Origin of the sequence: Ilumatobacter sp., from assembly GCF_030065885.1 — a bacterium.
GTDB lineage: Bacteria > Actinomycetota > Acidimicrobiia > Acidimicrobiales > Ilumatobacteraceae > Ilumatobacter.
The window spans coordinates 1-26,494 of record NZ_JASJCS010000021.1 but is presented as its reverse complement, the minus strand read 5'-3'; the positions used below and the strand labels follow the sequence as shown (position 1 = coordinate 26,494).

At 69.6% G+C, this 26,494-nt stretch carries 27 protein-coding genes; 19 read left to right on the top strand and 8 right to left on the bottom strand.

What is annotated here, in order from left to right; all coding sequences use genetic code 11:
* Positions 1 to 222 precede the first annotated feature (222 nt).
* Both QNJ12_RS07115 and QNJ12_RS07110 read left to right on the top strand, forming a co-directional pair.
* A complete protein-coding gene (locus tag QNJ12_RS07115) occupies positions 223 to 1,044 on the top strand; it encodes a Bax inhibitor-1/YccA family protein (RefSeq protein WP_300620828.1) in 822 nt (273 codons plus the stop codon).
* Between the two features lie 4 nt (positions 1,045 to 1,048).
* Positions 1,049 to 1,741 (top strand): hypothetical protein, encoded by a 693-nt coding sequence (locus QNJ12_RS07110; RefSeq protein ID WP_300620825.1) that lies wholly within the window; start codon positions 1,049 to 1,051, stop codon positions 1,739 to 1,741.
* A 20-nt stretch (positions 1,742 to 1,761) separates the two neighbouring features.
* On the opposite strand, the gene QNJ12_RS07105 is transcribed toward QNJ12_RS07110, so the two are convergent.
* Genes QNJ12_RS07105 through QNJ12_RS07095 form a run of 3 tightly spaced genes read right to left on the bottom strand, consistent with a single transcriptional unit; the run spans position 1,762 to position 3,892 of the window.
* Complete coding sequence (locus QNJ12_RS07105; protein ID WP_300620823.1) at positions 1,762 to 2,175, bottom strand: hypothetical protein; 414 nt, start codon at positions 2,173 to 2,175, stop codon at positions 1,762 to 1,764.
* Positions 2,172 to 3,620 carry an AarF/ABC1/UbiB kinase family protein gene (locus QNJ12_RS07100; protein WP_300620820.1) on the bottom strand — a complete coding sequence of 483 codons (1,449 nt, stop codon included), beginning with the start codon at positions 3,618 to 3,620 and terminating at the stop codon, positions 2,172 to 2,174. Before QNJ12_RS07100 ends, QNJ12_RS07105 begins: the two co-directional genes overlap by 4 nt.
* Positions 3,617 to 3,892, bottom strand: a complete 276-nt coding sequence (locus QNJ12_RS07095) for a hypothetical protein (protein ID WP_300620817.1) — start codon at positions 3,890 to 3,892, stop codon at positions 3,617 to 3,619. The genes QNJ12_RS07100 and QNJ12_RS07095 overlap by 4 nt, the downstream gene beginning before the upstream one ends.
* 44 nt (positions 3,893 to 3,936) lie before the next feature.
* Here QNJ12_RS07095 and QNJ12_RS07090 point away from each other — a divergent pair, with 44 nt between their 5' ends.
* Genes QNJ12_RS07090 through QNJ12_RS07075 form a run of 4 tightly spaced genes read left to right on the top strand, consistent with a single transcriptional unit; the run spans position 3,937 to position 7,502 of the window.
* The gene (locus tag QNJ12_RS07090; protein WP_300620815.1) at positions 3,937 to 4,857 is read left to right on the top strand and encodes a carbohydrate ABC transporter permease; all 921 of its coding nucleotides are present in this window, start codon (positions 3,937 to 3,939) and stop codon (positions 4,855 to 4,857) included.
* Positions 4,847 to 5,752: a carbohydrate ABC transporter permease gene (locus QNJ12_RS07085; RefSeq protein ID WP_300620813.1), complete on the top strand. Its 906-nt coding sequence runs from the start codon at positions 4,847 to 4,849 to the stop codon at positions 5,750 to 5,752. Before QNJ12_RS07090 ends, QNJ12_RS07085 begins: the two co-directional genes overlap by 11 nt.
* On the top strand, positions 5,749 to 7,317 hold the full coding sequence (locus QNJ12_RS07080) for an ABC transporter substrate-binding protein (protein WP_300620810.1): 1,569 nt from the start codon (positions 5,749 to 5,751) through the stop codon (positions 7,315 to 7,317). The genes QNJ12_RS07085 and QNJ12_RS07080 overlap by 4 nt, the downstream gene beginning before the upstream one ends.
* A 26-nt stretch (positions 7,318 to 7,343) precedes the next feature.
* On the top strand, positions 7,344 to 7,502 hold the full coding sequence (locus tag QNJ12_RS07075) for a hypothetical protein (protein WP_300620808.1): 159 nt from the start codon (positions 7,344 to 7,346) through the stop codon (positions 7,500 to 7,502).
* A gap of 150 nt (positions 7,503 to 7,652) precedes the next feature.
* Here the strand turns inward: QNJ12_RS07075 and QNJ12_RS07070 are convergent, their stop codons facing one another.
* On the bottom strand, positions 7,653 to 8,348 hold the full coding sequence (locus QNJ12_RS07070; protein ID WP_300620806.1) for a DsbA family protein: 696 nt from the start codon (positions 8,346 to 8,348) through the stop codon (positions 7,653 to 7,655).
* Between the two features lie 68 nt (positions 8,349 to 8,416).
* Entirely contained in the window at positions 8,417 to 9,220 is an 804-nt protein-coding gene (locus QNJ12_RS07065) for a hypothetical protein (RefSeq protein ID WP_300620803.1), read from the bottom strand.
* A gap of 96 nt (positions 9,221 to 9,316) precedes the next feature.
* Between QNJ12_RS07065 and QNJ12_RS07060 the strand changes: the two genes are divergently transcribed.
* Positions 9,317 to 10,243, top strand: coding sequence for a DUF1353 domain-containing protein (locus QNJ12_RS07060; RefSeq protein WP_300620801.1), 927 nt, complete (start codon positions 9,317 to 9,319; stop codon positions 10,241 to 10,243).
* Between the two features lie 24 nt (positions 10,244 to 10,267).
* On the opposite strand, the gene QNJ12_RS07055 is transcribed toward QNJ12_RS07060, so the two are convergent.
* Positions 10,268 to 12,859 (bottom strand): ATP-dependent Clp protease ATP-binding subunit, encoded by a 2,592-nt coding sequence (locus QNJ12_RS07055; RefSeq protein ID WP_300620798.1) that lies wholly within the window; start codon positions 12,857 to 12,859, stop codon positions 10,268 to 10,270.
* A 168-nt stretch (positions 12,860 to 13,027) separates the two neighbouring features.
* On the opposite strand from QNJ12_RS07055, the gene QNJ12_RS07050 reads away from it, so the two are divergent.
* The 3 genes from QNJ12_RS07050 to QNJ12_RS07040 all read left to right on the top strand — a co-directional run bounded on the left by QNJ12_RS07050 (position 13,028) and on the right by QNJ12_RS07040 (position 17,273).
* A complete protein-coding gene (locus QNJ12_RS07050; protein ID WP_300620796.1) occupies positions 13,028 to 14,047 on the top strand; it encodes a polyprenyl synthetase family protein in 1,020 nt (339 codons plus the stop codon).
* A 318-nt stretch (positions 14,048 to 14,365) separates the two neighbouring features.
* Complete coding sequence (gene trkA / locus QNJ12_RS07045) at positions 14,366 to 15,706, top strand: Trk system potassium transporter TrkA (RefSeq protein ID WP_300620793.1); 1,341 nt, start codon at positions 14,366 to 14,368, stop codon at positions 15,704 to 15,706.
* 55 nt (positions 15,707 to 15,761) lie between these two features.
* On the top strand, positions 15,762 to 17,273 hold the full coding sequence (locus QNJ12_RS07040) for a TrkH family potassium uptake protein (protein ID WP_300620790.1): 1,512 nt from the start codon (positions 15,762 to 15,764) through the stop codon (positions 17,271 to 17,273).
* Between the two features lie 101 nt (positions 17,274 to 17,374).
* Here QNJ12_RS07040 and QNJ12_RS07035 read toward each other — a convergent pair whose 3' ends face one another.
* Together QNJ12_RS07035 and QNJ12_RS07030 are read right to left on the bottom strand one after the other, a co-directional pair.
* Complete coding sequence (locus QNJ12_RS07035) at positions 17,375 to 18,619, bottom strand: geranylgeranyl reductase family protein (protein WP_300620787.1); 1,245 nt, start codon at positions 18,617 to 18,619, stop codon at positions 17,375 to 17,377.
* A gap of 10 nt (positions 18,620 to 18,629) precedes the next feature.
* Complete coding sequence (locus tag QNJ12_RS07030) at positions 18,630 to 19,478, bottom strand: hypothetical protein (RefSeq protein WP_300620785.1); 849 nt, start codon at positions 19,476 to 19,478, stop codon at positions 18,630 to 18,632.
* A gap of 405 nt (positions 19,479 to 19,883) precedes the next feature.
* On the opposite strand from QNJ12_RS07030, the gene QNJ12_RS07025 reads away from it, so the two are divergent.
* The 9 genes from QNJ12_RS07025 to QNJ12_RS06985 all read left to right on the top strand — a co-directional run.
* Positions 19,884 to 20,381 carry a hypothetical protein gene (locus QNJ12_RS07025; RefSeq protein WP_300620782.1) on the top strand — a complete coding sequence of 166 codons (498 nt, stop codon included), beginning with the start codon at positions 19,884 to 19,886 and terminating at the stop codon, positions 20,379 to 20,381.
* Positions 20,382 to 20,626: 245 nt separating this feature from the next.
* Positions 20,627 to 21,043 (top strand): DUF362 domain-containing protein, encoded by a 417-nt coding sequence (locus QNJ12_RS07020; protein ID WP_300620779.1) that lies wholly within the window; start codon positions 20,627 to 20,629, stop codon positions 21,041 to 21,043.
* Positions 21,044 to 21,152: 109 nt separating this feature from the next.
* Positions 21,153 to 21,938: a selenite/tellurite reduction operon b-type cytochrome ExtP gene (gene extP / locus QNJ12_RS07015; protein ID WP_300620776.1), complete on the top strand. Its 786-nt coding sequence runs from the start codon at positions 21,153 to 21,155 to the stop codon at positions 21,936 to 21,938.
* A gap of 15 nt (positions 21,939 to 21,953) precedes the next feature.
* Positions 21,954 to 22,748 carry a menaquinol-cytochrome c reductase cytochrome b subunit gene (locus tag QNJ12_RS07010; RefSeq protein WP_300620774.1) on the top strand — a complete coding sequence of 265 codons (795 nt, stop codon included), beginning with the start codon at positions 21,954 to 21,956 and terminating at the stop codon, positions 22,746 to 22,748.
* Positions 22,749 to 22,773: 25 nt separating this feature from the next.
* A complete protein-coding gene (locus QNJ12_RS07005; RefSeq protein WP_300620771.1) occupies positions 22,774 to 23,643 on the top strand; it encodes a ubiquinol-cytochrome c reductase iron-sulfur subunit in 870 nt (289 codons plus the stop codon).
* Positions 23,643 to 24,704 (top strand): c-type cytochrome, encoded by a 1,062-nt coding sequence (locus tag QNJ12_RS07000; RefSeq protein WP_300620768.1) that lies wholly within the window; start codon positions 23,643 to 23,645, stop codon positions 24,702 to 24,704. The genes QNJ12_RS07005 and QNJ12_RS07000 overlap by 1 nt, the downstream gene beginning before the upstream one ends.
* Complete coding sequence (locus QNJ12_RS06995; protein ID WP_300620765.1) at positions 24,704 to 25,537, top strand: hypothetical protein; 834 nt, start codon at positions 24,704 to 24,706, stop codon at positions 25,535 to 25,537. The genes QNJ12_RS07000 and QNJ12_RS06995 overlap by 1 nt, the downstream gene beginning before the upstream one ends.
* A gap of 71 nt (positions 25,538 to 25,608) precedes the next feature.
* The gene (locus QNJ12_RS06990; RefSeq protein WP_300620762.1) at positions 25,609 to 26,109 is read left to right on the top strand and encodes an NADH-quinone oxidoreductase subunit A; all 501 of its coding nucleotides are present in this window, start codon (positions 25,609 to 25,611) and stop codon (positions 26,107 to 26,109) included.
* Between the two features lie 8 nt (positions 26,110 to 26,117).
* On the top strand, positions 26,118 to 26,494 hold a 377-nt coding region (locus QNJ12_RS06985), incomplete at its 3' end, for an NADH-quinone oxidoreductase subunit B (RefSeq protein ID WP_300620760.1).

The following is a 26,494-nucleotide window of genomic DNA, read 5'->3' as shown; positions in this document are numbered from 1 at the left end:
GTGGGGCAACCAGGGCGTCTGGCTTTCCGTGCCGATAACTGTGTTCGGAATGGTGAGGCTCGCGCCATCGCTGCCGGAGATGGCCGTCGCCTCGTGATCTGGCGGTGTGATCGCTGCCCACGGTCGGTCGCCGATCCGGACCGCCGCGGCGCCGGTAGCATGATCGCCCGGCCGCGCCCGCCACCAGCGGGCCGGGCCGGCGAGGATTCCAAGGAGGATTCGATGGCCAACCCGGTGCTCAACGAGCGGACGATGCGGCAGGCGCCCATGAACTGGGCGCCGCCCGAACCCGGCACCGACTACTTCCCGCCGGTCACCGACGGCCCGGTGAGCTCGTGGACGCCGCGGGTGATGACCGTCAACGGCGTCATCTCCGCCACCGCGACCCTGCTCGTGCTCCTGCTGGTCAGCGCCACGTTCGGCTGGATGCAGACCGAGACCGTCGAGGTCGGCGACGGGCAGAGCGTGGTCAGCGGGTTCCCGACGCTCGCGTGGGTCGGGCTGTTCGTCGGCATCGGCCTCACCTTCCTGTTGATGTTCAGGCCGCAGCTCGCACGGTTCGTCGCTCCCGTGTACGCCGTTGCGGAGGGGTTCTTCGTCGGGGCGATCTCGAAGGCCTACGAGACCTACTACGACGGCATCGTGGTGCAGGCGGCCGGCGCCACGCTCGCGGTGTTCGCGGTGATGCTCGTGCTGTACCGAACCCGCATCATCAAGGTCACCGAGCGGTTCCGGCGGATCGTCGTGACCGCCACCATCGGCGTGATGGTGTTCTACGGCGTCAGCTTCCTGATCCGCCTGTTCGCCGGCGCCGACTCGGTCAGCTTCCTGCGCAGCCCGAGCCTCCTCGGCATCGGTTTCAGCATCCTCGTCGCCGGCCTCGCTGCGTTCAACCTCGCGCTCGACTTCGACTTCATCGAACGCGGCGCCAAGCAGGGGCTCGACAAGAAGTTCGAGTGGTACGCCGCGTTCGGGCTGTTGGTCACGATCATCTGGCTGTACCTCGAGCTGCTCCGTCTGCTGGCCAAGCTGCGCGAACGCTGAGCGGGTGACCGACAACCGGCTGCCCGAAGCCGCTGCCACGGCCGCAGCCGGCGCAGCACTCGGCGGCGCGTTCGGATCGCTGTTCGGCGTCGCCGTGCCGGCGGCGCTGATCGCCGGGGCCAACGGAGCGGTCTCGGGGTGGCGGGCGATCTACGACTGGGGATCGTCGAGAGGGGTCGGCGCGTTCGCGCTCGACTCCACCTGGGCGCTGGCCACGACGAGCGCCGGCCTCGTCTCGCACGCGCTGGGAGCGCTGCGTGGTGACGCCGGCTACGTCGAGCCTCTCAGCCGCCGCAGGAACCGTCACGTGTACACCCGCGGGTTCCAGCCGCGCCGTGGCTTCGCGATCACGCTCGGCAACGTCATCGCCGGCGCGGGCGATCTGTCCCGACCGCGCCGGGCGAAGCTGGTGACCGACCACGAGGACGTGCACGTCTGGCAAGCTCGGGCGTTCGGGCCCGCCTACCCGGTGCTCTACGTCGGTTGGATGGTCGGTGGTGGCGTCGCCGGTGCACTCGTCTGGCTGCTGGCGCGCCGCGACCAACCGTTCGGCCGGGTCGTCGAGTCGTGCGCCTACTACATGAACCCGTTCGAGTGGTGGGCGTACAGCCGCGACGACCACTGGCCGCCATCCGGCATGGTCGACCGGCTCGGCTGGAAGCGGCCCCTCGTGCGCAGCTTCGCCAGCTTCCGCTGATCTCGCCGCTGGCGGACCCCTCAGCCGAGCGCGGTGGCGAGCTCGTCGACGTCGGCGGCGACCAGGTCGACGACGCGGTGGGTGCTCGGGTCGAGGTCGGGGTCGGCGCGAGCGGCGAGGTCGCCGAGGTCGGCGCGGAGGTCGTCGAGCGCCGACCGGTAGGCGTCCGCACGCGCCGCCGGTGGCGTCGCCGGCGCCAGCGCGGTCGGCGTCGGCTCGTCGCCGGGACCGAGATCGGCGACCGCAGGCCGGCGCGACGACCAGAGGTCGGCGTGCCAGGCGTGTCGATGACCGGCCGTCGCGAACAGCCGCTGCAACGCCGGGTCGTCCGTCGTCGTCACCCAGGCGCCGAGCGTCTCGAACAGGTCGAGGCACCGGCGTCGCATCCGCTCGCACACGTCGGCGAGCTCGACGATGCCGAGGTGCTCGCTCACGATCGGGCGCCGGCCCGCCACGCCGCTTCGGCCGCACCGAGGTCGGTGGCGGGCTCGCCGTCGGCGACGTACTCGAGCAGCATCGCCCGGAACGGGCCGTGCGCCTCGAGCTTGCCCATGATCGCGCTCATGCCCCAGACGACCCGGTCGAGGATCACGAACGAGGGCGGCATGTTGAGCGACTCGATCACGTCGGCGTGCGGACCCTGCACGTCGAAGATCTTGCCGAGCGTGTCGACCATCCACTGCCGGGTGAACGTGAACTCGTCGGACAGGTACGGCACGTACGGGCTGCTGACGTAGTCGTACAGGTGCGCCGCGTCGAGCTGGTGGCCGGGGCGCAGGAAGCCGCTCGCCTCCATCGCGTCGACGAGCCGGTCGGGGTCGCGGTGGATGATGATCGCGTCGATGCTCGGACGCAGGAGCTCCCACTCGCCCGGCGACCATCGCTTCACCAGGCCGAAGTCGAGGAACGTGACGCTGCCGTCGTGGTGGAACTTGTAGTTGCCGGGGTGCGGGTCGCCGTTGAAGGCGCCGTGGTGGTGGATCGAGTACTGCGCGAACCGCCAGATCACCTCGGCCGCCCGCTGCTTGGTGTCGTGGCTCGCCGTGTGGCGGAAGTCGTCGAACGACAGCCCGTCGATCCATTCGGTCGTGAGGATCTTCTCGGTCGAGAGCTCGGACACCAGCCGCGGCAGCCGCGCCCACGGGTGGCCGGCGAACCGCTCGGCGAACTCGGCGATGTTGTCGGCCTCGATCCGGTAGTCGAGCTCTTCGCGCATCCGGTCCCGGAGCTCGTCGACCAGTCCCTTGGCGTCGAGGCCCTTGAGCATCATCGCCGAGAACATCGTGTACATCGCCTCGGCCGCGTCGAGGTCGTGCTCGATCGCCTCGTGGACGCCCGGATACTGCACCTTCACGGCGACGTCGACGCCGTGCGACGTGACCGCGCGGTGCACCTGGCCGATGCTGGCCGCCGCCGCCGGCGTGTCGGACCAGTCGAGGAACGCGTGCTCGGGCGCCTTGCCGAGCTCGCCCTCGACCACCTGCGCGGCCAGTGTCGGCGACATCGGTGCCGCGTCGGCCTGCAACGTGGCGAGCGCCGCCTGCGCATCGTCGGGGAGCGCCTCGAAGATGAAGCTGATGAGCTGGCCGGCCTTCATCAGCACGCCCTTCATCTCGCCGAGCTCCTTGGCGACGTCCTCGGCGGTACGGATCGCGAACTGGGCATCGAGCTCGGCGCGCCGTTCGGCGGCTGACCCGACGCCGCGCACCTTCGCCATCGCGAACCGGGCCGAGTTGCGCGCCGACAGCTTCCAGACCTTCGCCGAACGGCTCAGCTTGCTCGCCACCGGCAGCGGGTCACGCGTGTTGCGCCGCGCCGACGCGGCGCCGATCCCCGCCGCTACGGCGGCCAGCGCTGCGGCGGACGCAGCGCGCTTCATGGCGCACGTCGGGCGACCGGGTCGTCGGCGAGGGCAGTGTCAGGGATGGGCGCGCCGGTCACCTCGTCGGTCCAGTAGGTGCCGTCGTCGAGGCGATCGAGCGCACGCTCGACACCGGCCAGGTCGCGTTCGATCGCTGCGAGATCGAGCGCCGGGTCCTCGTAGCTCACATCTGCGGACGGGGTCGGAACGGCGCGATCGGCGCCCGGCTGGTCGGCGACGGGTTGCGGATCGAGCTCGGACGGCGACGGGGGATCGACGTTGGCGTTCACCCGACGGACGCTAGCCGTTCTCATCGGCGGCGTACCCTGTGGGCATGGCAACGCGTTCGGCCCGGCGGCGGCGTTGGAGGCAGTTCCCCGCCGCACTGGCGTTGCTCTCCCCGTCGATGGTGATCCTCGGTGCGTTCCTGCTGTACCCCCTCGGACGGGCGGTCTGGCTGGGCCAGCAACGGTGCGACGTGCAGGGCCGCAACTGCGTGTCGATCGGCTGGGACCAGTACACCGACACGTTCATGTCGTCCGAGTTCCAGCACGCGCTCTGGGTGACGACCAAGTTCGCACTGATCACGGTGCCGCTCGGCCTCGCCCTCGGGGTAGGGCTCGCCGTGCTGGCCGACAAGCACCTGCGCGGCATGGCGTTCTTCCGTGCCGTGTTCTCGTCGACCGTCGCCACCTCCGTCGCCGTCACGAGCCTGATGTGGCTGTTCCTGCTCCAGCCCGAGGTGGGCGCACTCGCGAACGTGGGTTGGCTGAGCGACCTGTTCCCGGTGATCAAGAGCCCCGGCCTGCTCCGCGATCCGGGGACCGCGCTCACGTCGGTCGCGCTGTCGAGCGTGTGGTCGAGCCTCGGCTTCACGTTCATCCTCGTCACCGCCGGCCTGCAGGGGATCCCCGACGAGCTGTTCGAGGCCGCCGCGATCGACGGCGCGTCGAGCACCCGGCGCTTCTGGCACGTGACGCTGCCGATGCTCGGCCCGACGCTGCTGTTCGTGGTCATCGTGCTGACGACGAGGGCGTATCAGACCTACGGCGAGATCGACTTGCTGACGTCCGGCGGCCCGAAGCCCTACGACTCGACGATGACGCTGACCTATCTCACGTACGGGCAGGACTCGATCATCCGCGGCAACGTCGGTCTCCAGGCGACGACCGCAGTGCTGCTCTTCGTCGTGCTGCTCGGTCTGTCGCTCCTCCAACTGCGCGGCATCGGGAAGCGGGTGCACTATGGCAACTGACCCGACCGCACTCACGAGCGTCGACGACGCAACGCAGCCGGTGCCCTCGGCGAGGCGGCTCTCGGGGCCTGCGTTCGGCCGCCCGCGTGGCCTGCGTCTCCTCGGCCGCTACCTCCTGCTGTCGTTGGTGACCTTCGTCGTGCTGTTCCCCGTGTACACGACGGTGATCGCCTCGCTGAAGCCCGGCGACCGCGTGCTGCAGAACCCGCTCGTGCCGGACGCGTTCACGCTCGACATCCTGCGCGAGGCCTGGACCGACGGCCGGCTCGGGCGCTTCATCCTGAACTCGCTCGTCGTCGCGATCGTCGTCACCGTGTGCCAGGTCGCCACGTCGGTCATGTCCGGGTACGCGTTCGCTATGCTGGAGTTCCCGGGCCGCGGGCTGCTGTTCCTGCTGTTCCTGGCGACGCTGCTGGTGCCGCTCGAGGCGACCCTCGTGGTCAATCGCCGGACGATCGACTCCCTCGGCTGGCTGAACTCGTACCAGGGTCTGGCGGCGCCGTTCCTGGCGACGGCGTTCGGTACCTTCCTCCTCCGACAGGTGTTCCTCGGCTTCCCACGCGACCTGCGCGACGCCGCCCGCATCGACGGCGCCGGGCACTTCCGGTTCCTCTGGCACGTCGCGCTGCCCGTGATCCGGCCGACTGTGGGAGCTTTGGCCCTGTTCGGCTTCCTCTCGAGCTGGAATCAATATCTGTGGCCGAACCTCATCACGACGGAGTCCGACATGAACACGGTCCAATCCGGCCTGCGCCTCCTGCGCAACTCGACGCTCGACAAACCCAACCTCCTGATGGCCGGCACCGTCATCGCCGCCGTGCCGATCTTCGCCGCGTTGCTGGCCTTCCAGCGCCAACTGGTTCGCGGCCTGACCGCCGGAGCGGTGAAGGGATGAGGCGCCGGACCGCCCTCCTCGCCGCCACGCTGGCGCTCGTGGCTGCAGCCTGCGGCGGCGGCGGCGATTCGATCCTGGAATCGGGACTCGAGACCGACACGACGCCGCCGCCTCCCACCACGCAGCCCGCCACCGACGACGGAGCGGCGACGACCGCGACCGACGCGACCGACGGCGCGGACGGCGCGCCACCGGCGACGACCGCACCGGCGCCGACGGCTCCGCCCAGCACGATCTCGACGCCGCTCGACCAGTTCCCGCCCTGCCCGGTCGATGCGCTCGAGGGGGCCGATGGGCCGGTCGACGTGTTGATGTGGCACGGCCTCACCGGCGCCACCGAGGACGGCATCAACTTCCTCGCCGACCAGTACAACGCGAGCCAGTCCCGCGTGCGGGTGCAGCTCGAGCCACAGGGCAGCTACGACACGACGATCGACAAGTACGTGCAGTCCGGGCAGGACAGCCGGCCCGACCTCGTCCTGTTCCCCGAGTACGTCGTGCAGCAGACGATCGACTCCGAGTCCGTGATTCCGATCGAGGCCTGCATCGACGCTGCCGGCTTCGACGTCGGCACGTTCCAGCCGGCCACGATCAAGGCGTACTCGACGGCGGGCGTGCAGTGGGCGATGCCGTTCAACGTCTCGAACCCGGTGCTCTACTACAACCGGTCGATGTTCCGAGAGGCCGGGCTCGACCCCGACGATCCGCCGCAGTCGCTCGAGGAGCTGCGGGCGTACTCGCAGGCGATCGTCGATTCCGGAGCTGCCGCGTACGGGATCGCGATTGACAGCGCCACCGACTCGGGCGGCGGCTGGTTCATCGAGCAGTGGTTCGCGAACGCCGGCGAGCTCTACGCCGACAACGACAACGGCCGCGCCGCACCGGCGACCCGCGTGCTCTACGACAGCCCGGCCGGCGTCGAGCTGCTGACGTTCGTGCAGCAGCTGGTGCAGGACGGCCTCGCGTTCTACGTCGGCGGCAACGCGAGCGGACAGGACAACTTCCTGAAGTTGGCGGATGCCGACGAGCCGGCGGCGATGACGATCGGCACGTCGGCGGCGCTCGGCACGATCATCGACGTGATCGACGGCGGGCTGATCCCCGACATCACCGGCGACGACATCGGCATCGGCCCGCTACCCGGCCCAGCGGGCACGCCGACCGCCCTCGTCGGCGGTGCCGCGCTGTACGTCGTGGCCGATCACGGCGACGAGACGGCGGCGGCTGCCTGGGACTTCATCACCTACCTGGTCTCGCCGGCGGCGCAGTCGGAGTGGGCCGTGCAGACGGGGTACGTGCCGGTGCGCACCGATGCGCTCGACGTCGAGCCGGTCGCCACGACCTACGTCGACGACCCGCGGTTCCGCGTCGCCTACGACCAATTGATCGGCTCGCCGGACGAACCGGCGCTCCAGGGGCCGATCCTCGGCCCGCAGCGCGACGTGCGCGTCGTCACCGCCCGCGCCGTGGCGGAGATCCTCGACGGCGGTGACGTCCAGGCCGCTCTCTCGAACGCCGCCTCGCAGGCCAACGCGCTGATCACGGAGTACAACGCGCGAAACTGATGGGGCTGCGCACGGTGGCCGAGCCAATGGCTCCGGTCCTGATGTGGGACCGCAAGGCCGGCAAGGTCTCCAACCCGTTCCTGTTCAACATCGGCCTGCTGTGCTCGAAGACGTGCCGGGCTCGGTGCTCGCTGGGCTGCGCTCTCGCCTCCCCGCCCCGGCGGGCGCGGATGGCTGAGGCATGATGTCTGGCTGCACCTCCCGTGCTCGCCGTCTGCGCCTCGCTGCGACGCTGCGAGCCCTTCGGGCTCGGCCCGCCTCCGTGGCGCGACGCGGTCGGCCGGTGGGTCGAACCTGTCGCTCCGGGTCGCCGGGCCGGGATCGACTGCACCCGGTCAGGTCGTGGGGAACTCGACGACCTTGCCGCGGTTGATGCTGACCCAGTCGCGGGCGTCGAGGTACGGGCGGAAGCTCTCGGTGATCGCCTGCTGGTGGGCGTCGGTCTTCGGCTGCTGCAGCTCGAACAGGTGGGGGAACTCGAGCCATGCCGTCACCGCGTGCCAGAGCCGCAGCGCCGCGTCCCCCGTCGGCGGGTCGATCAGCACCGGGCCGAACAGGCAGTGGTCGCCGAAGAACATGGTCGGCACGCCGTAGCCGCCCGCCGCCACGACCCGGTCGTGCTCGGCCCGCACGACGTCGTGCGTGGCCTGGTCGCCGATCGCCTCGTCGACCAGCGCAGGGTCGAGACCGAGCTCCTCGAGCAGGTGGCGGGCGACGTCGGGGTCGTGCGGGCGATGACCGTCCTCGTGGAGGGCCCGTCCGGCGCGCTCGTACCACGCGTCGAGGTGCTCCATCCCGATCTCGCGCAGGCGTGCACCGATCCGCATCATCGACCATCCGTACGACCACTCGCGTTCCCACGGATGCTTCTTGCCGGGTTGCCGGTTGATCTCCTCGAGACTGAAGAACCGCCAGTTGATCGTCAGGCCGGTCTGCTCACGGACGTCGCGGAGCCATTTCGACGTCTGGTAGGCGAACGGGCACATCACGTCGAAGTGGAAATCGACCACGCTGCTGTCGGGGGCGCTCATCGGTCCAGCCTTCCACGCCGCCACCCGACGCGACGAGGGGTACGTCCGAGTCGACCGGCGGCGGGCCGTCAGCGATCGCCGAGCCGGGCGAGGGCACGCCGCCGGCGCATCCGCTTGTTGCGGCGGGCGATCGCCACGAACGCGATGAACGCCGCCGAGACGACGAGCCAGACCACCAGCGCCACGAGGGCGACCGTCGCCAGCGGGCTCGCCCATGCGTTGCCACTGCCGGCCGGGCGCTGCACCGTGTCGGTGCGCAGGTTGACGCTGGTGCCGTCGAGCGGCGCCACCCACTCGATCACGCCGTCGTCGACCTCGGTGCCCGTCTCGGACGACACGATCTCGCCGGGCAGGGCGATGCGGAACGTGAACGAGATCGCCTGCGACGGCGTCAGACCCGATGCGGCGATCTCGGCCCCGAACGGCAGGCCGCCGACGGCCGCCAGCAGGTCGGCGTCGGCGAACGTCTCGAACCCGTTCGTGAGCACGAGATCACCGTTGATCGCGTTGGTGACCTGACCCTCGGCGTCGGCGGTGCGAGCCGCCTCCATCCCCTCGAGCGGTGGCCCGATGCTGTTGAGCACGTTGGCGAGCTCGACCGCCGAGCGGAACTCGTGGGTGAGCGTGATGGTCGCGCCGCCGCCCTCGACCAGCGTCGGCCCGTCGACGACCCACCCGTTCGCGATCGCATCGTCGAGTCGCAGATCGTCGATCAGGTCGGGCACCTGCCCGAGCAGCTCGTCGTCCGCCACGGCGACGACCGTGACCACGCCGGTGCCGTCGGGTTCCATCTCCACCGACACCGAGACGTCGAGGCGGCACGCCGACAGTGCGAGGACGGCCACGACGAGGAAGGCGAGTCGGCGGGTCACGGCGCCCCATCATCGCAGGGCCGCGCAGGCCCCGGCTGGCACCTCGTGAGCATCGGCGCACGCCGGATTCGGTGCACGGATGGTCACCGGAGTGAGATGATCACTGTCGTGCTGCCCGAGATCGTCCCGACGCAGCGGCATCGCTTCTACGACGGCGGCGAACCGGCCGACGACGACGGCGAGGGCGGTGAACCGCCGAACCGCGAGGCCGAGCTGCAGATCCGCCTCGACCGGCGACTCGTCGACGGCGACGAGATCTTCCTGCTCACCCGCCGGATCGCCTATGACGACCGCCACTGCGGCGAGATCGTCGTGCCGCCGGTGTACGCCTCGTTCACGTCCGACCTCACGTCGGTCCCCGCGCTGTTCACGTGGCTGGTGCCCAAGACCGGCGCGCACCTGCCGGCTGCGCTGATCCACGACGGCCTCGTCGGTGACCCGCACGATCCGACGTACATCTCCACCGAGGGCCACACCATCGATCGGGTCGAAGCCGACCGCATCTTCCGCGACGGCATGGCCGACACCGGCACCGGGTTGGTCCGCCGCTGGCTCGTCTGGACCGCGGTCACCCTCGCCACGATGTGGGCGCGCGACAGCACGTCGTCACGGGCCGCGGTCCGCGTGTACTACCAGGTCATCGTGGCAGCGACGCTGGCCTCGATCGCCTGGCTCGGCTACGTGGCGACCGCCGACCTCTTCGACCGGGCGTGGTGGCTGACCTACGAGTTGCCGTGGATGGGCGACCGCAGCTTCGGCGCCGAGCTCGTCACCGGCGCGGCAGGAGCGATCGCCATCCCGCTCGCGCTCGGCCTGTCATGGGGCCGCTTCCACCGGGCCGGGTTCATCGCCGGTGTGGCACTCGGTCTGCTCTTCCACGTCACGATCGCGCTCGCAGCTGTGCTCGCCGTGTACCAGGCGCTCGAGCGCGTCGCCGTCGCGGTGCCGACGTTGGCGCTGCGACTGGGCACGGCCGCGGTCACGCTGGCGGCGGGCGCCGTGTTCGTGATCGCGCTGCTGTAGCACCGACCGGGCGGCCGGACACGGTCAGCTCTCGGGCGGGGGCGGCTCGGTGTTCTCGTCGTTGGTGGCGGTGGTCGCCAGCTCGACCGAGGCCGGCGGCACGAACCCCTCGACCGCGTTGAACGAGAACTGCATCTTGCCCTCGTTCTCGGGGTCGGGCTCGACGTCGACGACGATGATCTCGCCGGCCGAGAAGGTCTTGTAGAGGATCTTCTCGGACAGGACGTCTTCGACGTGACGCTGGATGGCACGGCGCAAGGGTCGCGCGCCGAGCTGCGGGTCGTAACCGATACCTGCCAGCTGCTCTTTCGCGGCCTGGGTGACCTCGATGCCGAGACCCTGGCCCTCGAGCTGCCCGACGAGGCGCTTCAGCATGAGGTCGACCATCTCGACGACCTCGGCCTGCGAGAGCTCGTGGAAGACGATCGTCTCGTCGATGCGGTTCAGGAACTCGGGCCGGAAGTGCGCCTTGAGGGCGTCGTTGACCTTCTCCTTCATGCGCTCGTAGCTCATCGCCGAGTCGTCGGTGGTGAAGCCGACGTTGGCCTTGCGCAGGTCCTGCGTGCCGAGGTTCGACGTCATGATCAGCACCGTGTTGCGGAAGTCGACCGAGCGCCCCTGGCTGTCGGTGAGCCGGCCCTCTTCGAGGATCTGCAGCAGCGTGTTGAACACGTCGGCGTGGGCCTTCTCGATCTCGTCGAACAGCACGACCGAGAACGGCTTGCGCCGGACGGCCTCGGTGAGCTGGCCACCCTCTTCGTAGCCGACGTAACCGGGGGGCGAACCGACGAGGCGGCTCACGGTGTGCTTCTCCATGTACTCGGACATGTCGAGCGTGATGAGCGCGGAGTCGTCGCCGAACAGGAACTCGGCGAGCGTCTTGGCCAGCTCGGTCTTGCCGACGCCGGTGGGCCCGAGGAAGATGAACGAGCCGCTCGGGCGGCGCGGATCCTTGAGGCCGGCGCGCGTGCGGCGGATCGACTGGCTGACCGCCGAGACGGCGTTCTCCTGCCCGATGATTCGCTTGTGGAGCTCGTCCTCCATGTTGAGGAGCTTCTGCGTCTCCTCCTCGGTCAGCTTGTAGACGGGGATGCCCGTCCAGATCGACAGCACCTCGGCGACGGCTTCCTCGTCGACCTCGTCGAACAGGTCGACGCCCTCGGCCTTGACCTCGACCTCCTTCGCGGCCTTCTCTTCGAGCAGCGTCTTCTCTTGGTCGCGGAGGCGTCCGGCCTCTTCGAACTGCTGCTCTTCGACGGCGCGCTTCTTGGCCTCTTGCACGTCGTCGAGCTTGCGCTCGAGCTCGCGGAGGTCGGGCGGGGTCTGCATGCGCTTGATGCGCAGGCGCGAGCCGGCCTCGTCGATCAGGTCGATCGCCTTGTCGGGGAGGTGGCGGTCGGAGATGTAGCGATCGGCCAGGTTGGCCGCCGCGACCAGCGCCTGGTCGGTGATGGTGACGCGGTGGTGCGACTCGTACTGGTCGCGGATGCCCTTCAGGATCTCGATCGTGTGGGCGAGCGTCGGCTCCTCGACCTTGACCGGCTGGAAGCGGCGTTCGAGCGCGGCGTCCTTCTCGACGTGCTTGCGGTACTCGTCGAGCGTCGTCGCGCCGACCGTCTGCAGCTCGCCGCGCGCCAGCATCGGCTTGAGGATCGACGCCGCGTCGATGGCCCCCTCTGCGGCGCCGGCGCCGACGAGCGTGTGGATCTCGTCGATGAACAAGATGATGTCGCCGCGGGTCTTGATCTCCTTCAGCACCTTCTTGAGGCGTTCTTCGAAGTCGCCGCGGTACCGCGACCCGGCGACCAGCGCGCCGAGATCGAGCGTGTACAGCTGCTTGTCGTGGAGCGTGTCGGGGACGTCGTTGTTGACGATCTTCTGGGCGAGGCCCTCGACGATGGCGGTCTTGCCGACGCCGGGCTCGCCGACCAGCACCGGGTTGTTCTTCGTTCGCCGCGACAGGATCTGCATCACCCGCTCGAGCTCGCGAGTGCGACCGATGACCGGGTCGAGCTGGTGCTCGCGTGCCATCTGCGTGAGGTTGCGGCCGAACTGGTCGAGGATCTGGCTGTTCTTCTCGTCGTCGCCGCCCTTGGTCGAGCCGCCGACGTTGGCGCCGGCCGTGCCCTGTTCGGAACCACCGCGGCCGCCGGCGGACTCGGCCCCGCCGGCCGGGCCCTGGTAGCCCGAGAGCAGTTGGATGACCTGCTGCCGCACCCGGCTCAGGTCGGCGCCGAGCTTGACGAGCACCTGGGCCGCGACGCCTTCGCCCTCACGGATGAGCCCGAGCAGGATGTGCTCGGTGCCGATGTAGTTGTGGCCGAGCTGCAGCGCTTCGCGCAGCGAGAGCTCGAGCACCTTCTTGGCTCGCGGCGTGAACGGGATGTGTCCCGACGGCGACGAGCCGCCCTGACCGATGATCTCTTCGACCTGGTTGCGGACCGCTTCGAGCGAGATGCTCAGCGACTCGAGCGCCTTGGCCGCGACACCTTCCCCTTCGTGGATGAGTCCGAGCAGGATGTGTTCGGTGCCGATGTAGCTGTGGTTCAGCAGCCGCGCTTCTTCTTGGGCGAGAACCACGACCCGTCGGGCCCGGTCGGTGAAGCGTTCGAACATGTGTCGCCTTCCGTCGAAGTGGCGAATACGTGTGTCTACTCTATCGGCGTGTGGGCGCCCTGCCCTGACGGCTTCATGTGACTGAAACGACCGCACACGACCGGCGGACCCCGGCTGACTTCGAGCCGGTGTTTCTCCTCTCACGGAACCTCGCCTAGCCTTCCGGTCGTGTCCGACGCTCCGGTGACGTCCCCGCTCTTGGCGATCCCGGGCATGGACGCGGACCGTGAGCGGATCGAGGCGGCGATGCGTGCGGCGGTCGTCACCGCCGACCCGTACCTCACCGAGATCGCGTCGCACCTGATCGTTGCGGGTGGCAAGCGCCTCCGGCCGGTCCTGACGATCGTGGCCGGGCAGATCGTCGGCGGACCCGTGACCGACGACTTGGTGCAGGGCGGCGTGGCGTGCGAGCTCGTGCAGACCGGCTCGCTCTACCACGACGACGTCATGGACGAAGCAGAGACCCGCCGGGGCGTCGAGACCGTGAACGCCCGGTGGGGCAACCTCCAGGCGATCCTCGCCGGCGACTTCCTGCTGTCTCGGGCATCCGAGATCGCGGCGTCGCTCGGCACCGAGGTCGCCGGACTCCTCGCGCGCACGATCGGTTGGCTGTGCGAGGGTCAGATCGAAGAGCTGCGCCACACCTACGACGTCGAGCGCAGCGAGGTCAGCTACCTCGCCTCGATCCACGGCAAGACCGCATCGCTCTACGGCACCGCGGCCCGGATCGGGGGCATCGTCGGTGGTCACGACCGGGCGACGATCGACGCGCTCACCGAATACGGCAACGCGTTCGGCATGGTCTTCCAGATCGTCGACGACGTGCTCGACCTCACGGCGACCGCCGAGCAACTCGGCAAGCCCGCGGGCCACGATCTCGAAGAGGGCGTCTACACGCTGCCGGTGCTGCGCACGCTCGCCGTCGGCGACGCGACCGCCGACGAGCTGCGCGACCTGCTCGGATCGCCGCTCGAGCCCGCCGAGCGCGACAAGGCGCTCGCGATCGTCCGTTCCAACGGCGGGATCCCGAGTGCCATGGAGACCGCTCGCGACTACGTCGGCAGGGCCACCACGGCGTGCGAGCAGCTCGGTGACGGCCCGGTCGTCGATGCGCTGCGTGCCGCACCCGGCGCGCTGCTGGCGACGGTGCTGCCCGAGATGACCGGGCTGCCCTCCGTCTCGGGCTAGTCGATCGGGCTCCGCGCGGGCTCGGGCTGGTAGCCGTCGCCTCCCTGCCTCTGCTGGGCACAGTGTGGCTCGGTGTGATGACCGGCTGCGCCTCCCGTGCTCGCCCTCTCCGCTCCGAGGCTGCGAACCCTCCGGGCTCGGCCCACCTCGTTCGGAGCACGCGGTCGATCGGATCCCTGGGCTCGGGTGGGGCCGGGGGCGCTGCCGGTGGGAGTTGCCAACGGTACGCATCGACGAGCTGTCTTCCGGTCAGTCGACGGGTCGCATCGGGCCACCGTGTGTGGTGATTCGGGTCCGCACGCGCCAAGCTGTGCGACCGTGCACGTCGTCATCATCGGAGCCGGCGAGGTCGGTTGGTACCTCGCCCAGCGACTCGGAGCCGAACACCACGACGTCGTCGTGATCGAGCAGGAGGAGGTGATCGCCCGGGCACTCGGCGACGAGCTCGACGTTCAGACCGTCGTCGGCAGCGGCACGCACCCGTCGGTGCTGAGGGCCGCACGTGTCGAGCGGGCCGATCTCGTGGCCGGCGTGACCCAGGACGACGAGGTGAACATGATCGCGTCGGCGCTCGCCAAGCAGCTCGGCGCCGAGCAGACCGTCGTGCGCCTGCAGACCGACGAGCTGCGCGGTCCCGACGGCGCCCATCTCCGCGAGCTCATCGACGCCGACCTCATCATCGACCCCGACGCCGACACCGCGGAGGAGATCCTCCGGCTCGTCAGCGTCTCGGGGGCCGACGAGGTGTATCCGATGGCGACGGGTGGCCTCGTGGTGCTGGGCGCCACGATCGGCCCCGACTCGCCGATGGTCGAGCAGACGCTCGCCGACATCTCGTCGGTCGACCACTGGCGATTCCTGTTCGGTGCCGTGACGCGGGACGGTCAGACGGTCATCCCGCGCGGCGATCTCGAGGTCCGCGCCGGCGATCACGTCCGCGTGCTCACCCACGAGCGTTCGCAGCGCGAGGTGCTCGAAGCACTCGACTCGGCGGGCAAGCGGGTGCGCCGCGTGATGGTCCTCGGCGGAGGCGCCGTCGGCGGGCGCGTCGCCGAGCACCTCGTGCGCAGCGCCGAGGTGACGCTGGTCGAACGCGACCGCGAGCGTGCCACGGCGCTCGCCGAGCGGCTCAAGAAGGTCACCGTCGTCGAGGGCGAGATCACCGACACCAACCTGTTGAGCGAGGAGTCGGTGGCGACGATGGACGTCGTCATCGCGGCCACCGGCGAGGACACGGCCAACGTGCTCGCCTGTGCGTTCGCGGCCGCCGAGAGCTCCGCGTTCACCGTCGCCGTGCTGCACCGGTTGGCGCTCCTGCCGCTGATCCGACAGTTCGGCATCGACGCCGCGCTCAGTCCACGTACCGCGTCGGCGAACTCGGTGCTCCGGCAGATGCGCGGCGGCGCCTCGTCGGTCGCGACGTTCCTCGAGAGCGACGTCGAGGTCGACGAGTTCGTCATCCAGGAGGGCAGCCCGGGCGCCGGCGCGGTCGTGCGCGACCTGCACCTGCCCCGGTCGGTGCTGCTCGGCGCCGTGGTGCGCCACGACGGTTCGAGCGAGATCGTGCGCGGCAACACGACGCTCCACGCCGGCGAGAGCGTCGTGCTCTTCGCCCGGCCGGCGGCGCTCCCCGACGTGCGTCGGGTCTTCGCGTCATGAACCGGGCGGGCGCGGCGCCCGTCGCCGGGCGTCCCCGTCGATCGAGGAGCCGACCGTGAACGACCGGATGATGGGGTCGCTGTTCGGCGGCCGCGACGTTCGGTGGGGACGCGCCTACGAGACGCTGGTCGGCCACATCATCGGGCTGACGCTGGCGGTCGCCGGGTTCGGCATCGCCGGCTCGGGTGTGGTCGACGCGATGCGGGGCGGGCCCGACGTCGCCGAGTTGCTGATCATCGGGGTCATCGTCGGGTCGGTCGGCCTCGTCACGTGGCGGTTCACGACGATGCCCCAGCAGATCCGGATCCTCGACGTGTTCACCACCGTCACGCTGGCGTGGGTCAGCCTCGCGATCGTCGGCGCGCTGCCGTACTGGGTGACCGGTTGGATCCCCGACCCCGACGATGCGCTGTTCGAGTCGATCGCCGGGTTCACGACCACGGGCTCCACGGTGCTGCGACCGATCGAGGGCACCGGCCCCGGCGTGCTGTTCTGGCGCTCGATCACGCAGTGGATGGGCGGGATGGGCGTGATCGTGCTCGTGGTCGCGGTGCTCCCGACCGTCGGCTCGGGAGGCATGAGCCTGCTCGAGGCCGAGGCGCCCGGACCGACCGGCGAGCGCCTCACGCCGCGGGTGCGCCAGACCGCTCGGCGTCTTTGGGCCGTGTACATCGGGTTCACGATCCTGCTCGCGCTCGCCTATCTCGTCGCCGGGATGAGCGTCTACGACGCGGTCGCCCACAGCTTCACGACCGTATCGACCGGTGGGTTCTCGCCCTACAACGCGTCGCTGGGCCACTTCGAGTCGGGCGCGATCGAGTGGATCTGCATCGTCGCCATGTTCATCGCCGGCACCAGCTTCACCCTGATCTACCGCCTGCTGCGCGGCAGCCCGGGGCCGCTGCTGCGCTCCAAGGAGTTCCGCGTCTACGTGCTGCTCGTCGCCTCGGTGACAGCGGTGCTGTTCGCGGTCAACGACGCCGCCGGGCCGGTCGCCGATCGGATCCGGGCCAGCCTGTTCACGACGCTCACGGTCGTCTCGACCACCGGCTACGCGACCGAGGACTACGGGGCGTGGTCGGATGCGGCGCAGGCGATCGTCCTCCTGCTGTTGCCGATCGGGGCGATGGCCGGGTCGACCGCCGGCGGCGTGAAGCTGATCCGGGTGCTGGCGGTCGGGAGCTACGCCCACCGCGAGGCGCTCCGGCAGCTCCACCCGCGCCTCGTGCGCCCGGTGCGCGTGGGCGGCATCATGCCCGACCGGACGGCCGACAAGATCGTGGGCTTCCTCGTCCTCGCGCTCGCGACGTTCGGCGGTGGTGCGATCGCGATCGCGCTCACCGGCACCGACGTGATCAGCGCGTTCTCGGCGGCCGCGACGGCATTCGGCAACGTCGGCCCTGGTCTCGGCGACGTCGGGCCGAGCAGCGACTTCCTCGAGCTGCCGCGCCTGGCGCGCTGGGTCACGATGGTCCAGATGCTGCTCGGCCGTCTCGAGATCTACCCCGTGATCCTCGCGTTGTCCTTCATCACCCTCAGGCGCAGGTACCAGAAGCTCGTGGTGTAGTCGGGCTCACTCGCTCGCTCGCTGCGCTCGCTCTCTCCACGCCACCCCACCGGCGCACGAGCGAGCGACGAGGATGCGCAGCGAGCGAGTGACGAGGAGGATCACGCCTCGGGCGCGAACTTGGCCATCGCTCGGCCGAGGCGGTACATCGCTTCGGCGGCGCCGGGGCGATGCGGGCGGAACTCGTTCATCGCGATCCTGGTGAAGGTCTCGGCGGCCGTCCGACGCCGCGTGGCGAGCCGGGCGACCCGCGTCGACACGGTCGGCGAGCCGAGCAACCGCTCGACGAGCCTGCCGACCTGGTAGTACGAGCCGTACCGATCCGCGAGCAGTTGCGGGTACCGCTGCAGCGACGTCACCGAGTCGGTCTGCAGCGCCTCGTCGAGCACGTCGGCGGCGATGACCCCGGTCTCGAGCGCCGCCTCGATCCCTGCGCCCGACAGGGGATTGGCGGCGCCGAGCGCGTCGCCGACCAGTAGATACGTCGGGCCCGCGGCGGGGCCGACGGAGTTGCCGAGCGGGATGCGGCCACCGGCCGGCGGCAGCAACGGTCCGGGGGCGAGGTGCCACCGGTCGGCGTGTTCGGCGAGGAACCGTTCGAGCAGGTGCGCCGGGTTGATGACGCGGAACGACGGCGAGGTCGACATCAGCATGATGCCGACCGCGACGGTGCCGTCGCCGGCGGGGAACAACCATCCGTACCCGGTGATCGGCGTGCCTGCGCGGTCGCGCAGATCGACGACGAGCTCGATCTCGGCGGCGTCGTGCAGCGCCGACTCGTAGACGGCGCGGTGGGCGAGGGCGTACGGCCAGCTCGGTTCGCGGAACGTCCCGAGGGCCCGGCCGAAGCGGCTGTTCGCGCCGTCGGCCACGACGGTGTAGTCCGCGTGGACCTCGAGCGGCGTGCCGTCGGGCGCCCGGACAGCTGCGCCGCGCACGAACCCGCGCTCGACGATGGGTCCGGTCGCATCGTGCTGGCGGAGCACGGTGACACCGGAGGCCGTCATCGCCGCCCCGAGCTGCTCGTCGAGCGCACCCCGGTCTGCGACGAACCCGTGGCGGGGGAGCTCGGGATGCGCCGGCCAGGGTGCCGAGGTCGAGCGTCCCGAGCCGGTGATGCGGACCTGGTCGATTCGATGGAACCGCACGTCGAGCTGCAGCGTCTGTAGCGCGTGCGCGGCTCGCGGCGTGAGCAGCGCACCGCACGCCTTGATGTCGCCGCTCAGACCGCGCTCGATGACGACGACGCGATGCCCGGCGCGTGCGAGGCCGATCGCGGTGGCGGCGCCACCCGGCCCGCCACCGACGACGAGGACGTCGGCGACCGCCGCGGGGTGCGCGGTCACCGCCGCCCGATCACTCGGCGGCCGGAGAGCCCGGAGCCGGCGCGTCGCCGATCGGGATGATCGACTCGTCCATCTCGTGGAGGGTGGCCAGCGACTGCTCGCCGTTCTCGAGCGCGATGAACAGCTCGGACTCCTCGGAGCACCACTGCTCGAACTCCTCTGCCCACTCGCCGTCGGGATCGGCCCCGCCGAGCGCGTAGCGCTCGTGGCACACGACGGCCAGGATCTCGTAGTCGGTGAGGCCGCCGCCGACCGACTCGCCTTGCTGGGGCATGACGCCGCGCTCGCCGGTGACGCGGGCTCCGCCCTCGCGGTCGGGGTCGCCGTAGCTGTCGACGCCGGCGAGGTTGTACTCGCCGGTGCCGAAGTAGACGTATCGCAGCATGTCCTCGATGTTGGGGAAGGTCAGCAGGACCTCGCCGCCGGTGAACGCATAGCCGACGCCGCCACCGCCGGCACCGCCGTGGCAGGACGCGCAGCCGCCGTACTCCTCGGCGCCGATGCCGAGCGGGCCGGCAGCCTCCTCGGGCTGCTCGGTGACCGCCCGCGCGTACAGGATCGCCCACATCGGCAGGATGCTGAGCGCCGCCATCGCCCAGAACGGGATGCGCCGACGCGCCTTGTATGCCGCGACGACCGGGGTGTCGGGCTTCGGTGGTTCGGGGGCCGCCGGCTCGGGAGCGGCCGCGCGCTCGACGGGGCCGCTCGCGGCCGGCGCCGGCGCGCCTGCCTCGACCTTGGCCGGCGCGGCCGCAGCGGGAGCGGCCTCCGACTCACCGCCTGCATCGTCGCCGCCGAGCCCGAGCGCGGCACGGCGCTCGCGGCTTCGCTTCAACAGATGCTCGGGGATCTCGGTCACGCTCGTCCTCTCACGAAGGGGATGGTGTCAGGCGACGGCCTCGCTCGTCGCTGCGAACCTCCGAAACGATAGACGCCCGACCGCGACTTCGGTGAATTCCCCGGCGGTTCGCGATCGGTCGTCCGGGTCTCGTCGCGGATGCCGAAACCGGCGTCAGCGGCGGGCGCGCGTGCACTTATGCACAACCGGTGTGGCGCGCCAGACTGATTTGCCACACTGTTCCGCACTGGATGTCACAGCCCCGCATCCGGCGACTACAGTGCGACAAACGAGTTCGTGCGACCATTCACGAGCGGCAGCCGGCGAGCCCGGTGAGCGCAGCCCGGAACGGTGCGGCACGTGTACCTCAGCGGCACACCAGTCGCATCCGAACCCAGCGAGCAGTCGAAAGGTCCAGCGAGCGAGATGATCGCCTTCAACTGGTGGAACCCCCTGGAAGGCAAGGCGGTTCCCGGTGTCAACACGGCGTTCATCGTGTCGTTGGTCGCCGCGACGGTGCTCACGTTGGCGGCGATCCCGTACGGCAAGCGGCGCCCGAAGGGCACGCCCTTCTCGTGGGGCGAGGCCATGCTGGGCGCGACGTACACCTTCGGCGTCATGTTCCTCGCGTTCGGCGTGGTGCCACACCAGTGGATCGACCATGCCGACAAAGAGCTCGGCTGGGATCGCACCAACATCATCTACGGACCCTTCGACATCTTGAAGCCCGAGCCGCTCGGCGGCTGGAACCCGATCACCCTCCAGTACGAGGCGGTGCGCGACATCGTCGTCGTGGTCATCCACGTCTACTTCTTCGGGTTGCTGATCTACATCTGGAACTGGTGGCAGAAGCGCGGCGACGATGCCGGCGTGAAGGAGCTCGAGACCAGTACCTACGGCCGTCCCCTCGTGAAGAAGGCATGATGAGGCTCGGCCTCACTCCCTCGCTGCGATCGCTCCGCTCGGTCCGTTCGGTCCGAACCGGCGCGACCCGGTGCGGGGCGCATGGGGACCGGGCGGGCCGAGCCCGCCCTGGGGCGCACCCGGCTGCGACATGGCACCGAACCCACCGTCCAGCGGGTTGCCAGGACATGAGAGCGCGTGCGAGTGAGCGGAGCGCCAGCGAGCGAACGGCAGGCAGCGGCCTGCGTGGCCGGGGAACGCGCTAGATGGCCAAGACCGACGCCAACCCGCCGATGATGCCGTACACCGACGACTACGCGCTCGTCGAAGTCGACGCCGACTACCTGACCCGTGCGGTCAAGCCGAAGCAGTTCATCCACATCGACCAGACCGAGTGCATCGCCTGCGAGGGGTGCGTCGACATCTGCCCGTGGAAGTGCATCCACATGGTCAACACGTCGGCCGTCGACGAGGCGACCGGCACCGAGCAGCCCGGTACCGATCCGTCCGACGCCTTCATGTTCATCATCGACGACGACATCTGCACGCGGTGTGCGCTCTGCGTCGACCGCTGCCCGACCGGGGTGATCATCCTCGGAAAGGTCGGCCAACCCACGTCGGCCGGCGATTCCCATGCCCGAACGAACAGCCACGGCTACGGCTACGGCATGAGGCTGGGATGATCGAGACCAACGCAATGAACCAGATCGAACACACACCGCCGACGCGAGCGAGCGAGTCGCCAGCGAGGGAGTGGTCAGACGCGGCCTGCGTGGCCGGGGAACGCGAGTAATGGCAAAGATCATCGACGACACCCCGCGGCCGACGGCGAAGGAGCGCATCCAGCAGACCGTCGACAACGTGCAGGGCGGACAGGTCTGGTCCAGCATCTTCCGACCCGGCTCGATCTTCCGCAAGGGCTACAGCGACAGCCCGCGCAACCGGAGCTACGTCATCATGAACTCGGTGCTGTACCACCTGCACCCGGTCAAGGTGAAGCGTCACGCGGTCAAGGTCAGCTACACGCTGTGTCTCGGCGGCCTCAGCTTCTTCCTGTTCATCCTGCTGACGGTCACCGGCATCTTCCTGATGTTCTTCTACCGACCCGAGGCCACCGCCGCGTGGGATGACATCTCCAACCTGCAGACCTCGGTCACGTTCGGCCTCCTCGTGCGCAACATGCACAGATGGGGCGCGCACCTGATGGTCCTGTCGGTGTTCTTGCACATGGCCCGCGTCTTCTATCACGGCGCGTACAAGCCGCCCCGTGAGTTCAACTGGGTGATCGGTGTCATGCTGCTCAAGCTCACCCTGCTGCTCTCGTTCACCGGCTACCTGCTGCCGTGGGACCAGCTCGCCCTCTGGGCGGTCGCGGTGGGCACCAACATGATGGGCTACACCCCGGTCTTCGGTCAGGACGTCAGATTCGTCTTGTTGGGTGGTGCCGAGATCGGCTCCGAGACCCTGCTGCGATGGTACGTCTTGCACGTGTTGTTCTTCCCGTTCGTCATCGTCATCTTCATGGCCATCCACTTCTGGAGAGTCCGCAAGGATGGCGGCATCAGTGGACCGCTGTGATCGGAGCTCCCTCGCATGACTGAGATCCCCGAACATCTGCTGAAGCGGGCGCAGGCCGCCCGCGACAAGGCGGCCGCCGACAAACCGGCAGCCGATGCCGGCGCGTCCGGCGGCGGTGACGAAGCCGCCGAGTCGCCCGGCGATTCGCGGATCCCCGCCCACCTGCTCGAGCGGAGCCGGGCGGCCAAGCAGAAGGCGTCCGGTGACGAGGCCGAGTCCTCCGGCGGCGGTGGCGTTGCGGTGCAGGAGAAGGTGGCGTCGGTCGTGCAGGCCGCCCCCGCCGGCGGTGGCGTGCCGGTCGGTGCGGGGCCCGGTGGCCACACCCAGCGCCTCCTGACGGTCGTCAAGTCCGGTTCGATCCAAGACGTCAAGGCGCAGCCGGTCGACAAGGTCCACACCTGGCCGCACCTGCTGGCGGCTGAGTTCGTGGCCTCGCTCGCCTGCCTCGCGTTCACGTTCCTGTTCTCGATCTGGGTGAACGCCCCACTCCTGCAGCTCGCCAACAACAACCAGACGCCCAACCCGTCGAAGGCGCCGTGGTACTTCCTCGGGTTGCAGGAGCTGCTGACGATGTTCCACCCGATGGTCGCCGGCGTGACCATCCCCGGCGTGGGTCTGATCGTGCTGATCTTCGCCCCCTACATCGACAAGAACCCCTCCAACAAGCCCGAGGACCGCAAGTTCGCGACCTCGCTGATGACCGTGCACCTCATGTTCTGGGCGGTGCTGGTCATGATCGGCTCCTTCTTCCGGGGACCGGGCTTCAACTTCACCCTGCCGTGGCGCGACGGCTTGTTCTTCGAGCTGTGAGCGCGGACGGAAAGGAGACCTCGCCATGAACGCAACCGCCGTCATCGTGATCGCCATCGGCGCCGCCGTGCTGCTCGGCGCACTCGCGTTCATGACCCTCGCCCGGCGTTCCGACGTGCGCGGTGCCGGCGCGCTCAGTGCCGAGACGGTCCGCCGCGACGCCGCCGCTCGCGCAGCGCACCCCGACGAGCACGAGGTGCCGACCGCTGCCGAGGTCGAGGCCGAAGGCGCCGAGGCGCGCACGGGCGTCGCGCTGGCGACCATCGACGAGGACACCGGCCTCACCCCGTGGGTGCCGCCCGACCCCGACGCGCTCGGCGTCAGCCGCCGGCAGTTCTTCAACCGTGCCACGATCTCGCTGATGGCCGCCGGCCTCGGCACGTTCTCGGCCGCCAGCTTCGTCGCCTTCCTCTGGCCGACCAAGACCGGTGGCTTCGGCGGCAAGGTGCCCGTCGGGCGCATCGACGACATCCGGTCCGGCATCTCCGCCGGCGACGGCTTCTTCTACGCCCCCGAGGCTCGTGCATGGATCACCGAGTACCCGGTCGACGCCGTGCCGAAGGCAGAGGCCGTCTACGCCACCAGCCTCCTGCCGGGCATGGAGCGCGGGTTGATCGCCAGCTACCAGAAGTGCCCCCACCTCGGTTGCCGCGTGCCGCAGTGCGTGTCGAGCCAGTGGTTCGAGTGCGGCTGCCACGGCTCGCAGTACAACCGCGTCGGCGAGAAGAAGGCCGGTCCCGCGCCGCGCGGCATGGATCACTTCCCGCTCGAGTTCTCGGCCGCCGGTGAGGTCACCATCGACACCGGCACGATCGTCAACGGTCTGCCGATCGGCACCAACACCACCGGCCAGGAGGCCGAGGGTCCGCACTGCGTGGGAGAGTCCGACCACTGATGATCGCACTCACGTCCACGTCGATCGCGTGGCTGCTCTTCGCCGTCATCCTCGGCGGCTGGGTCGTCTACGCGTTCTTGAACATCCGGCAGTCGCGTGACGAGCTCGGCTCCGAGATCGAGCTCGCCGCCAACCGCAAGAAGTACTACGACGACGAAGAGCTCGAGGGCCCGCGGTTGACCCGTGTGCTCGGCATCGGGGTCATCCTGCTCGTCATCATGGTCATCGGCCTGCCGCTCTACTGGATCCTCGAACCGGCGCGTCAGGCCGGCGCCGAGGAAGCGAAGGACGAGATCTTCGTCGAGTGGGGCTCGCAGCTCTTCGCGACGACCGCCGACGGCGGCTTCAACTGCGCCGGCTGCCACGGCGGCATGAACGGCGCCGGTGGCGAGGCTCCCTACAACCTGACCGACCCTGCAACCGGCGAGGTGCGTGCGGTCAACTGGAAGGCGCCCGCGGTCAACACGATCTTCTATCGCTTCGACGAGGACGAGGTCCGTTTCATCCTCGTCTACGGGCGACCGTTCTCACCGATGTCGCCGTGGGGTCTCGAGGGCGGCGGCCCGATGAACAGCCAGCAGATCGACACGTTGATCGCGTACATGAAGAGCATCCAGGTCGAGCGCGAGAACTGCGGTGTCGGCGAGGACGACCCCAAGACCTGCCCGTCCGGCAACCTGCCGGCCGACACGCAGAGTGACATCGACACGCTCGCGCTCCAGTCGGTCGAGGACGGCACCTACGCCTCCTACGGCGAGGCGCTCTACAATCTCGAGCTGGCGAGCGGTGCCTACAGCTGCGCCCGGTGTCACACGCAGGGGTGGAGCTGGGGTGACCCCGGTCAACCCGGTCAGGGTGCCTTCGGCTGGAACCTGACCGGCGGTGCCGTCAACGCCCACTTCCCGAACGAGGCCGAGATGGTCGACTTCATCAGGAACGGCTCGGTGTTCGGCCAGAAGTACGGCATCCAGGGCCAGGGCAGCGGTCGCATGCCCGGCTTCGGGGCGATGCTCACCGACGAGCAGATCCAGGCCATCGTCGAGTACGTGAGGACCCTGTGATGTCGACCGTCCTGCTCGCGATCAACTGGGAGCCCGAGCTCCGCGGCTGGCTGACCGTCATCATCGGCGTCGGCGTGCTGATGGGCTCGGTGTATCTGATCCTCGGCACCAACGTCGGCGCCCGGCTCGGTTTCCTGATCACCCTGACCGGCCTCGCCGGCTGGATGGCGCTGATGGGCGGCATCTGGTGGATGTACGGCATCGGGCTGAAGGGCGACGACGCGTCCTGGACGCAGGTCGAGGGCCGCACGGTCATCCAAGAGGTCGACAAGCTGTTCCAGGCGGGCGTGCTCGACGACCCGATCGGCTTCACCGCCGTCGACGACTCGGTCGAGGCCGCCCAGGCGGTTGCCGCCCAGCTCGAGCGTCAGGGCTGGAGCGAGGTCGAGCAGTCGGCGCCAGAGTTCGGCCAGGCCGAGGCGTCGGCCGGGGTGTTCCTCGAAGAGGAGGGTGCGTTCTCGCCCGGCGAGTTCCAGGTCACGGCCGTGTACGAGGTCGACCCGCCCGACGAGTCGGCGTACCCCAAGCTCGGCCCGAACGGCGAGTTCGACCAGATCGCCTTCTTCCACAAGCCGTACTACACCCTGGTCGAGGTGGCGCCGTTCGTGCCGCTCCGCGAGGAGCCCGGTCGCGCGCCGACGGCACCCGAGATCGACACGTCGCAGCAGCGTCAGTACGTCTACATGATCCGCGATCTCGGATCGCTCCGTGAGCCGGCCGCGTACATCACGATCGGCTCGACGATCATGTTCTTGGCGCTCTGCTGGTTCCTGCACCGCCGCGACCGGTTCGTCGCCGAGAACCTGAGCCGGAAGGCGCTGGCGGCCGCATGAGCGCACCGGAGCGCTCGATGATGGGGTTCGGGGGCGCGGCCCCCGGGTCGGGAACGGCCGCGGGGTAGCGCATGGGCCAGTACCTGCCGTTCGTGGTCCTCATGCTGCTCGCCATCGCGTTCGGCGGTCTGAGCTTCGTCGCCTCCCGGCTGCTCGCCCCGAACCGGCCGTCGGCCGCCAAGGAGGCACCCTATGAGTGCGGCATCGTGCCGAGCCGCGAGCCACCCGAGCGATTCCCGGTCAGCTTCTACATCGTGGCGATGCTGTTCATCATGTTCGACATCGAGATCATCTTCATCTACCCGTATGCGGTCGAGCGCGGCACGCTCGGCGTGTTCGGGTTCTGGTCGATCGTCGTGTTCTCGGTGATCTTCTTCCTCACGTTCGTGTACGAGGTCGCCCGCGGCGGCCTCGACTGGGGTCCGCTCCACCAGTACCGGAGCCTCGAGCGTGACGCCGCGATGGTCTCGGCCACCCGTGATTCGTCGTCGACGATCCGTCGGGTCGGCCTCGAGGGCCGGAACGAGCGCGGCGCCGACGTCTCCGCACCGTCCGAGAACGAAGCCGCATAGGAGGGCCGATGGGACTCGTCGACGACGTGCTCGCTGATGGCATCGGCGGGCTGAGCCACAACGCCATCACCGCTCGGTTGGAGGATCTGGTCAACTGGTCGCGCTCGCGCTCGAGCTGGCCCGCCTCGTTCGGCCTCGCCTGCTGCGCGATCGAGATGATGGCCACCGGCGCCGCCCACTACGACATCTCGCGCTTCGGCATGGAGGTCTTCCGGGCGTCGCCGCGCCAGGCCGACATCATGATCGTCGCCGGGCGCGTCAGCCAGAAGATGGCGCCGGTGCTCCGGCAGGTCTACGACCAGATGATGGAGCCGAAGTGGGTCATCTCGATGGGCGTGTGCGCGAGCTCGGGCGGCATGTTCAACAACTACGCGATCGTCCAGGG

Excerpts from the sequence above, each read along its gene's own strand:
- QNJ12_RS07115 (WP_300620828.1), top strand. The coding sequence starts at position 223 with ATGGCCAACCCGGTGCTCAACGAGCGGACGATGCGGCAGGCGCCCATG.
- QNJ12_RS07100 (WP_300620820.1), bottom strand. The coding sequence starts at position 3,620 with ATGAAGCGCGCTGCGTCCGCCGCAGCGCTGGCCGCCGTAGCGGCGGGG.
- QNJ12_RS07090 (WP_300620815.1), top strand. The coding sequence starts at position 3,937 with ATGGCAACGCGTTCGGCCCGGCGGCGGCGTTGGAGGCAGTTCCCCGCC.
- QNJ12_RS07085 (WP_300620813.1), top strand. The coding sequence starts at position 4,847 with ATGGCAACTGACCCGACCGCACTCACGAGCGTCGACGACGCAACGCAG.
- QNJ12_RS07080 (WP_300620810.1), top strand. The coding sequence starts at position 5,749 with ATGAGGCGCCGGACCGCCCTCCTCGCCGCCACGCTGGCGCTCGTGGCT.
- QNJ12_RS07075 (WP_300620808.1), top strand. The coding sequence starts at position 7,344 with ATGGCTCCGGTCCTGATGTGGGACCGCAAGGCCGGCAAGGTCTCCAAC.
- QNJ12_RS07070 (WP_300620806.1), bottom strand. The coding sequence starts at position 8,348 with ATGAGCGCCCCCGACAGCAGCGTGGTCGATTTCCACTTCGACGTGATG.
- QNJ12_RS07060 (WP_300620801.1), top strand. The coding sequence starts at position 9,317 with ATGATCACTGTCGTGCTGCCCGAGATCGTCCCGACGCAGCGGCATCGC.
- QNJ12_RS07055 (WP_300620798.1), bottom strand. The coding sequence starts at position 12,859 with ATGTTCGAACGCTTCACCGACCGGGCCCGACGGGTCGTGGTTCTCGCC.
- QNJ12_RS07025 (WP_300620782.1), top strand. The coding sequence starts at position 19,884 with ATGATCGCCTTCAACTGGTGGAACCCCCTGGAAGGCAAGGCGGTTCCC.
- QNJ12_RS07020 (WP_300620779.1), top strand. The coding sequence starts at position 20,627 with ATGGCCAAGACCGACGCCAACCCGCCGATGATGCCGTACACCGACGAC.
- extP (WP_300620776.1), top strand. The coding sequence starts at position 21,153 with ATGGCAAAGATCATCGACGACACCCCGCGGCCGACGGCGAAGGAGCGC.
- QNJ12_RS07010 (WP_300620774.1), top strand. The coding sequence starts at position 21,954 with ATGACTGAGATCCCCGAACATCTGCTGAAGCGGGCGCAGGCCGCCCGC.
- QNJ12_RS07005 (WP_300620771.1), top strand. The coding sequence starts at position 22,774 with ATGAACGCAACCGCCGTCATCGTGATCGCCATCGGCGCCGCCGTGCTG.
- QNJ12_RS07000 (WP_300620768.1), top strand. The coding sequence starts at position 23,643 with ATGATCGCACTCACGTCCACGTCGATCGCGTGGCTGCTCTTCGCCGTC.
- QNJ12_RS06995 (WP_300620765.1), top strand. The coding sequence starts at position 24,704 with ATGTCGACCGTCCTGCTCGCGATCAACTGGGAGCCCGAGCTCCGCGGC.
- QNJ12_RS06990 (WP_300620762.1), top strand. The coding sequence starts at position 25,609 with ATGGGCCAGTACCTGCCGTTCGTGGTCCTCATGCTGCTCGCCATCGCG.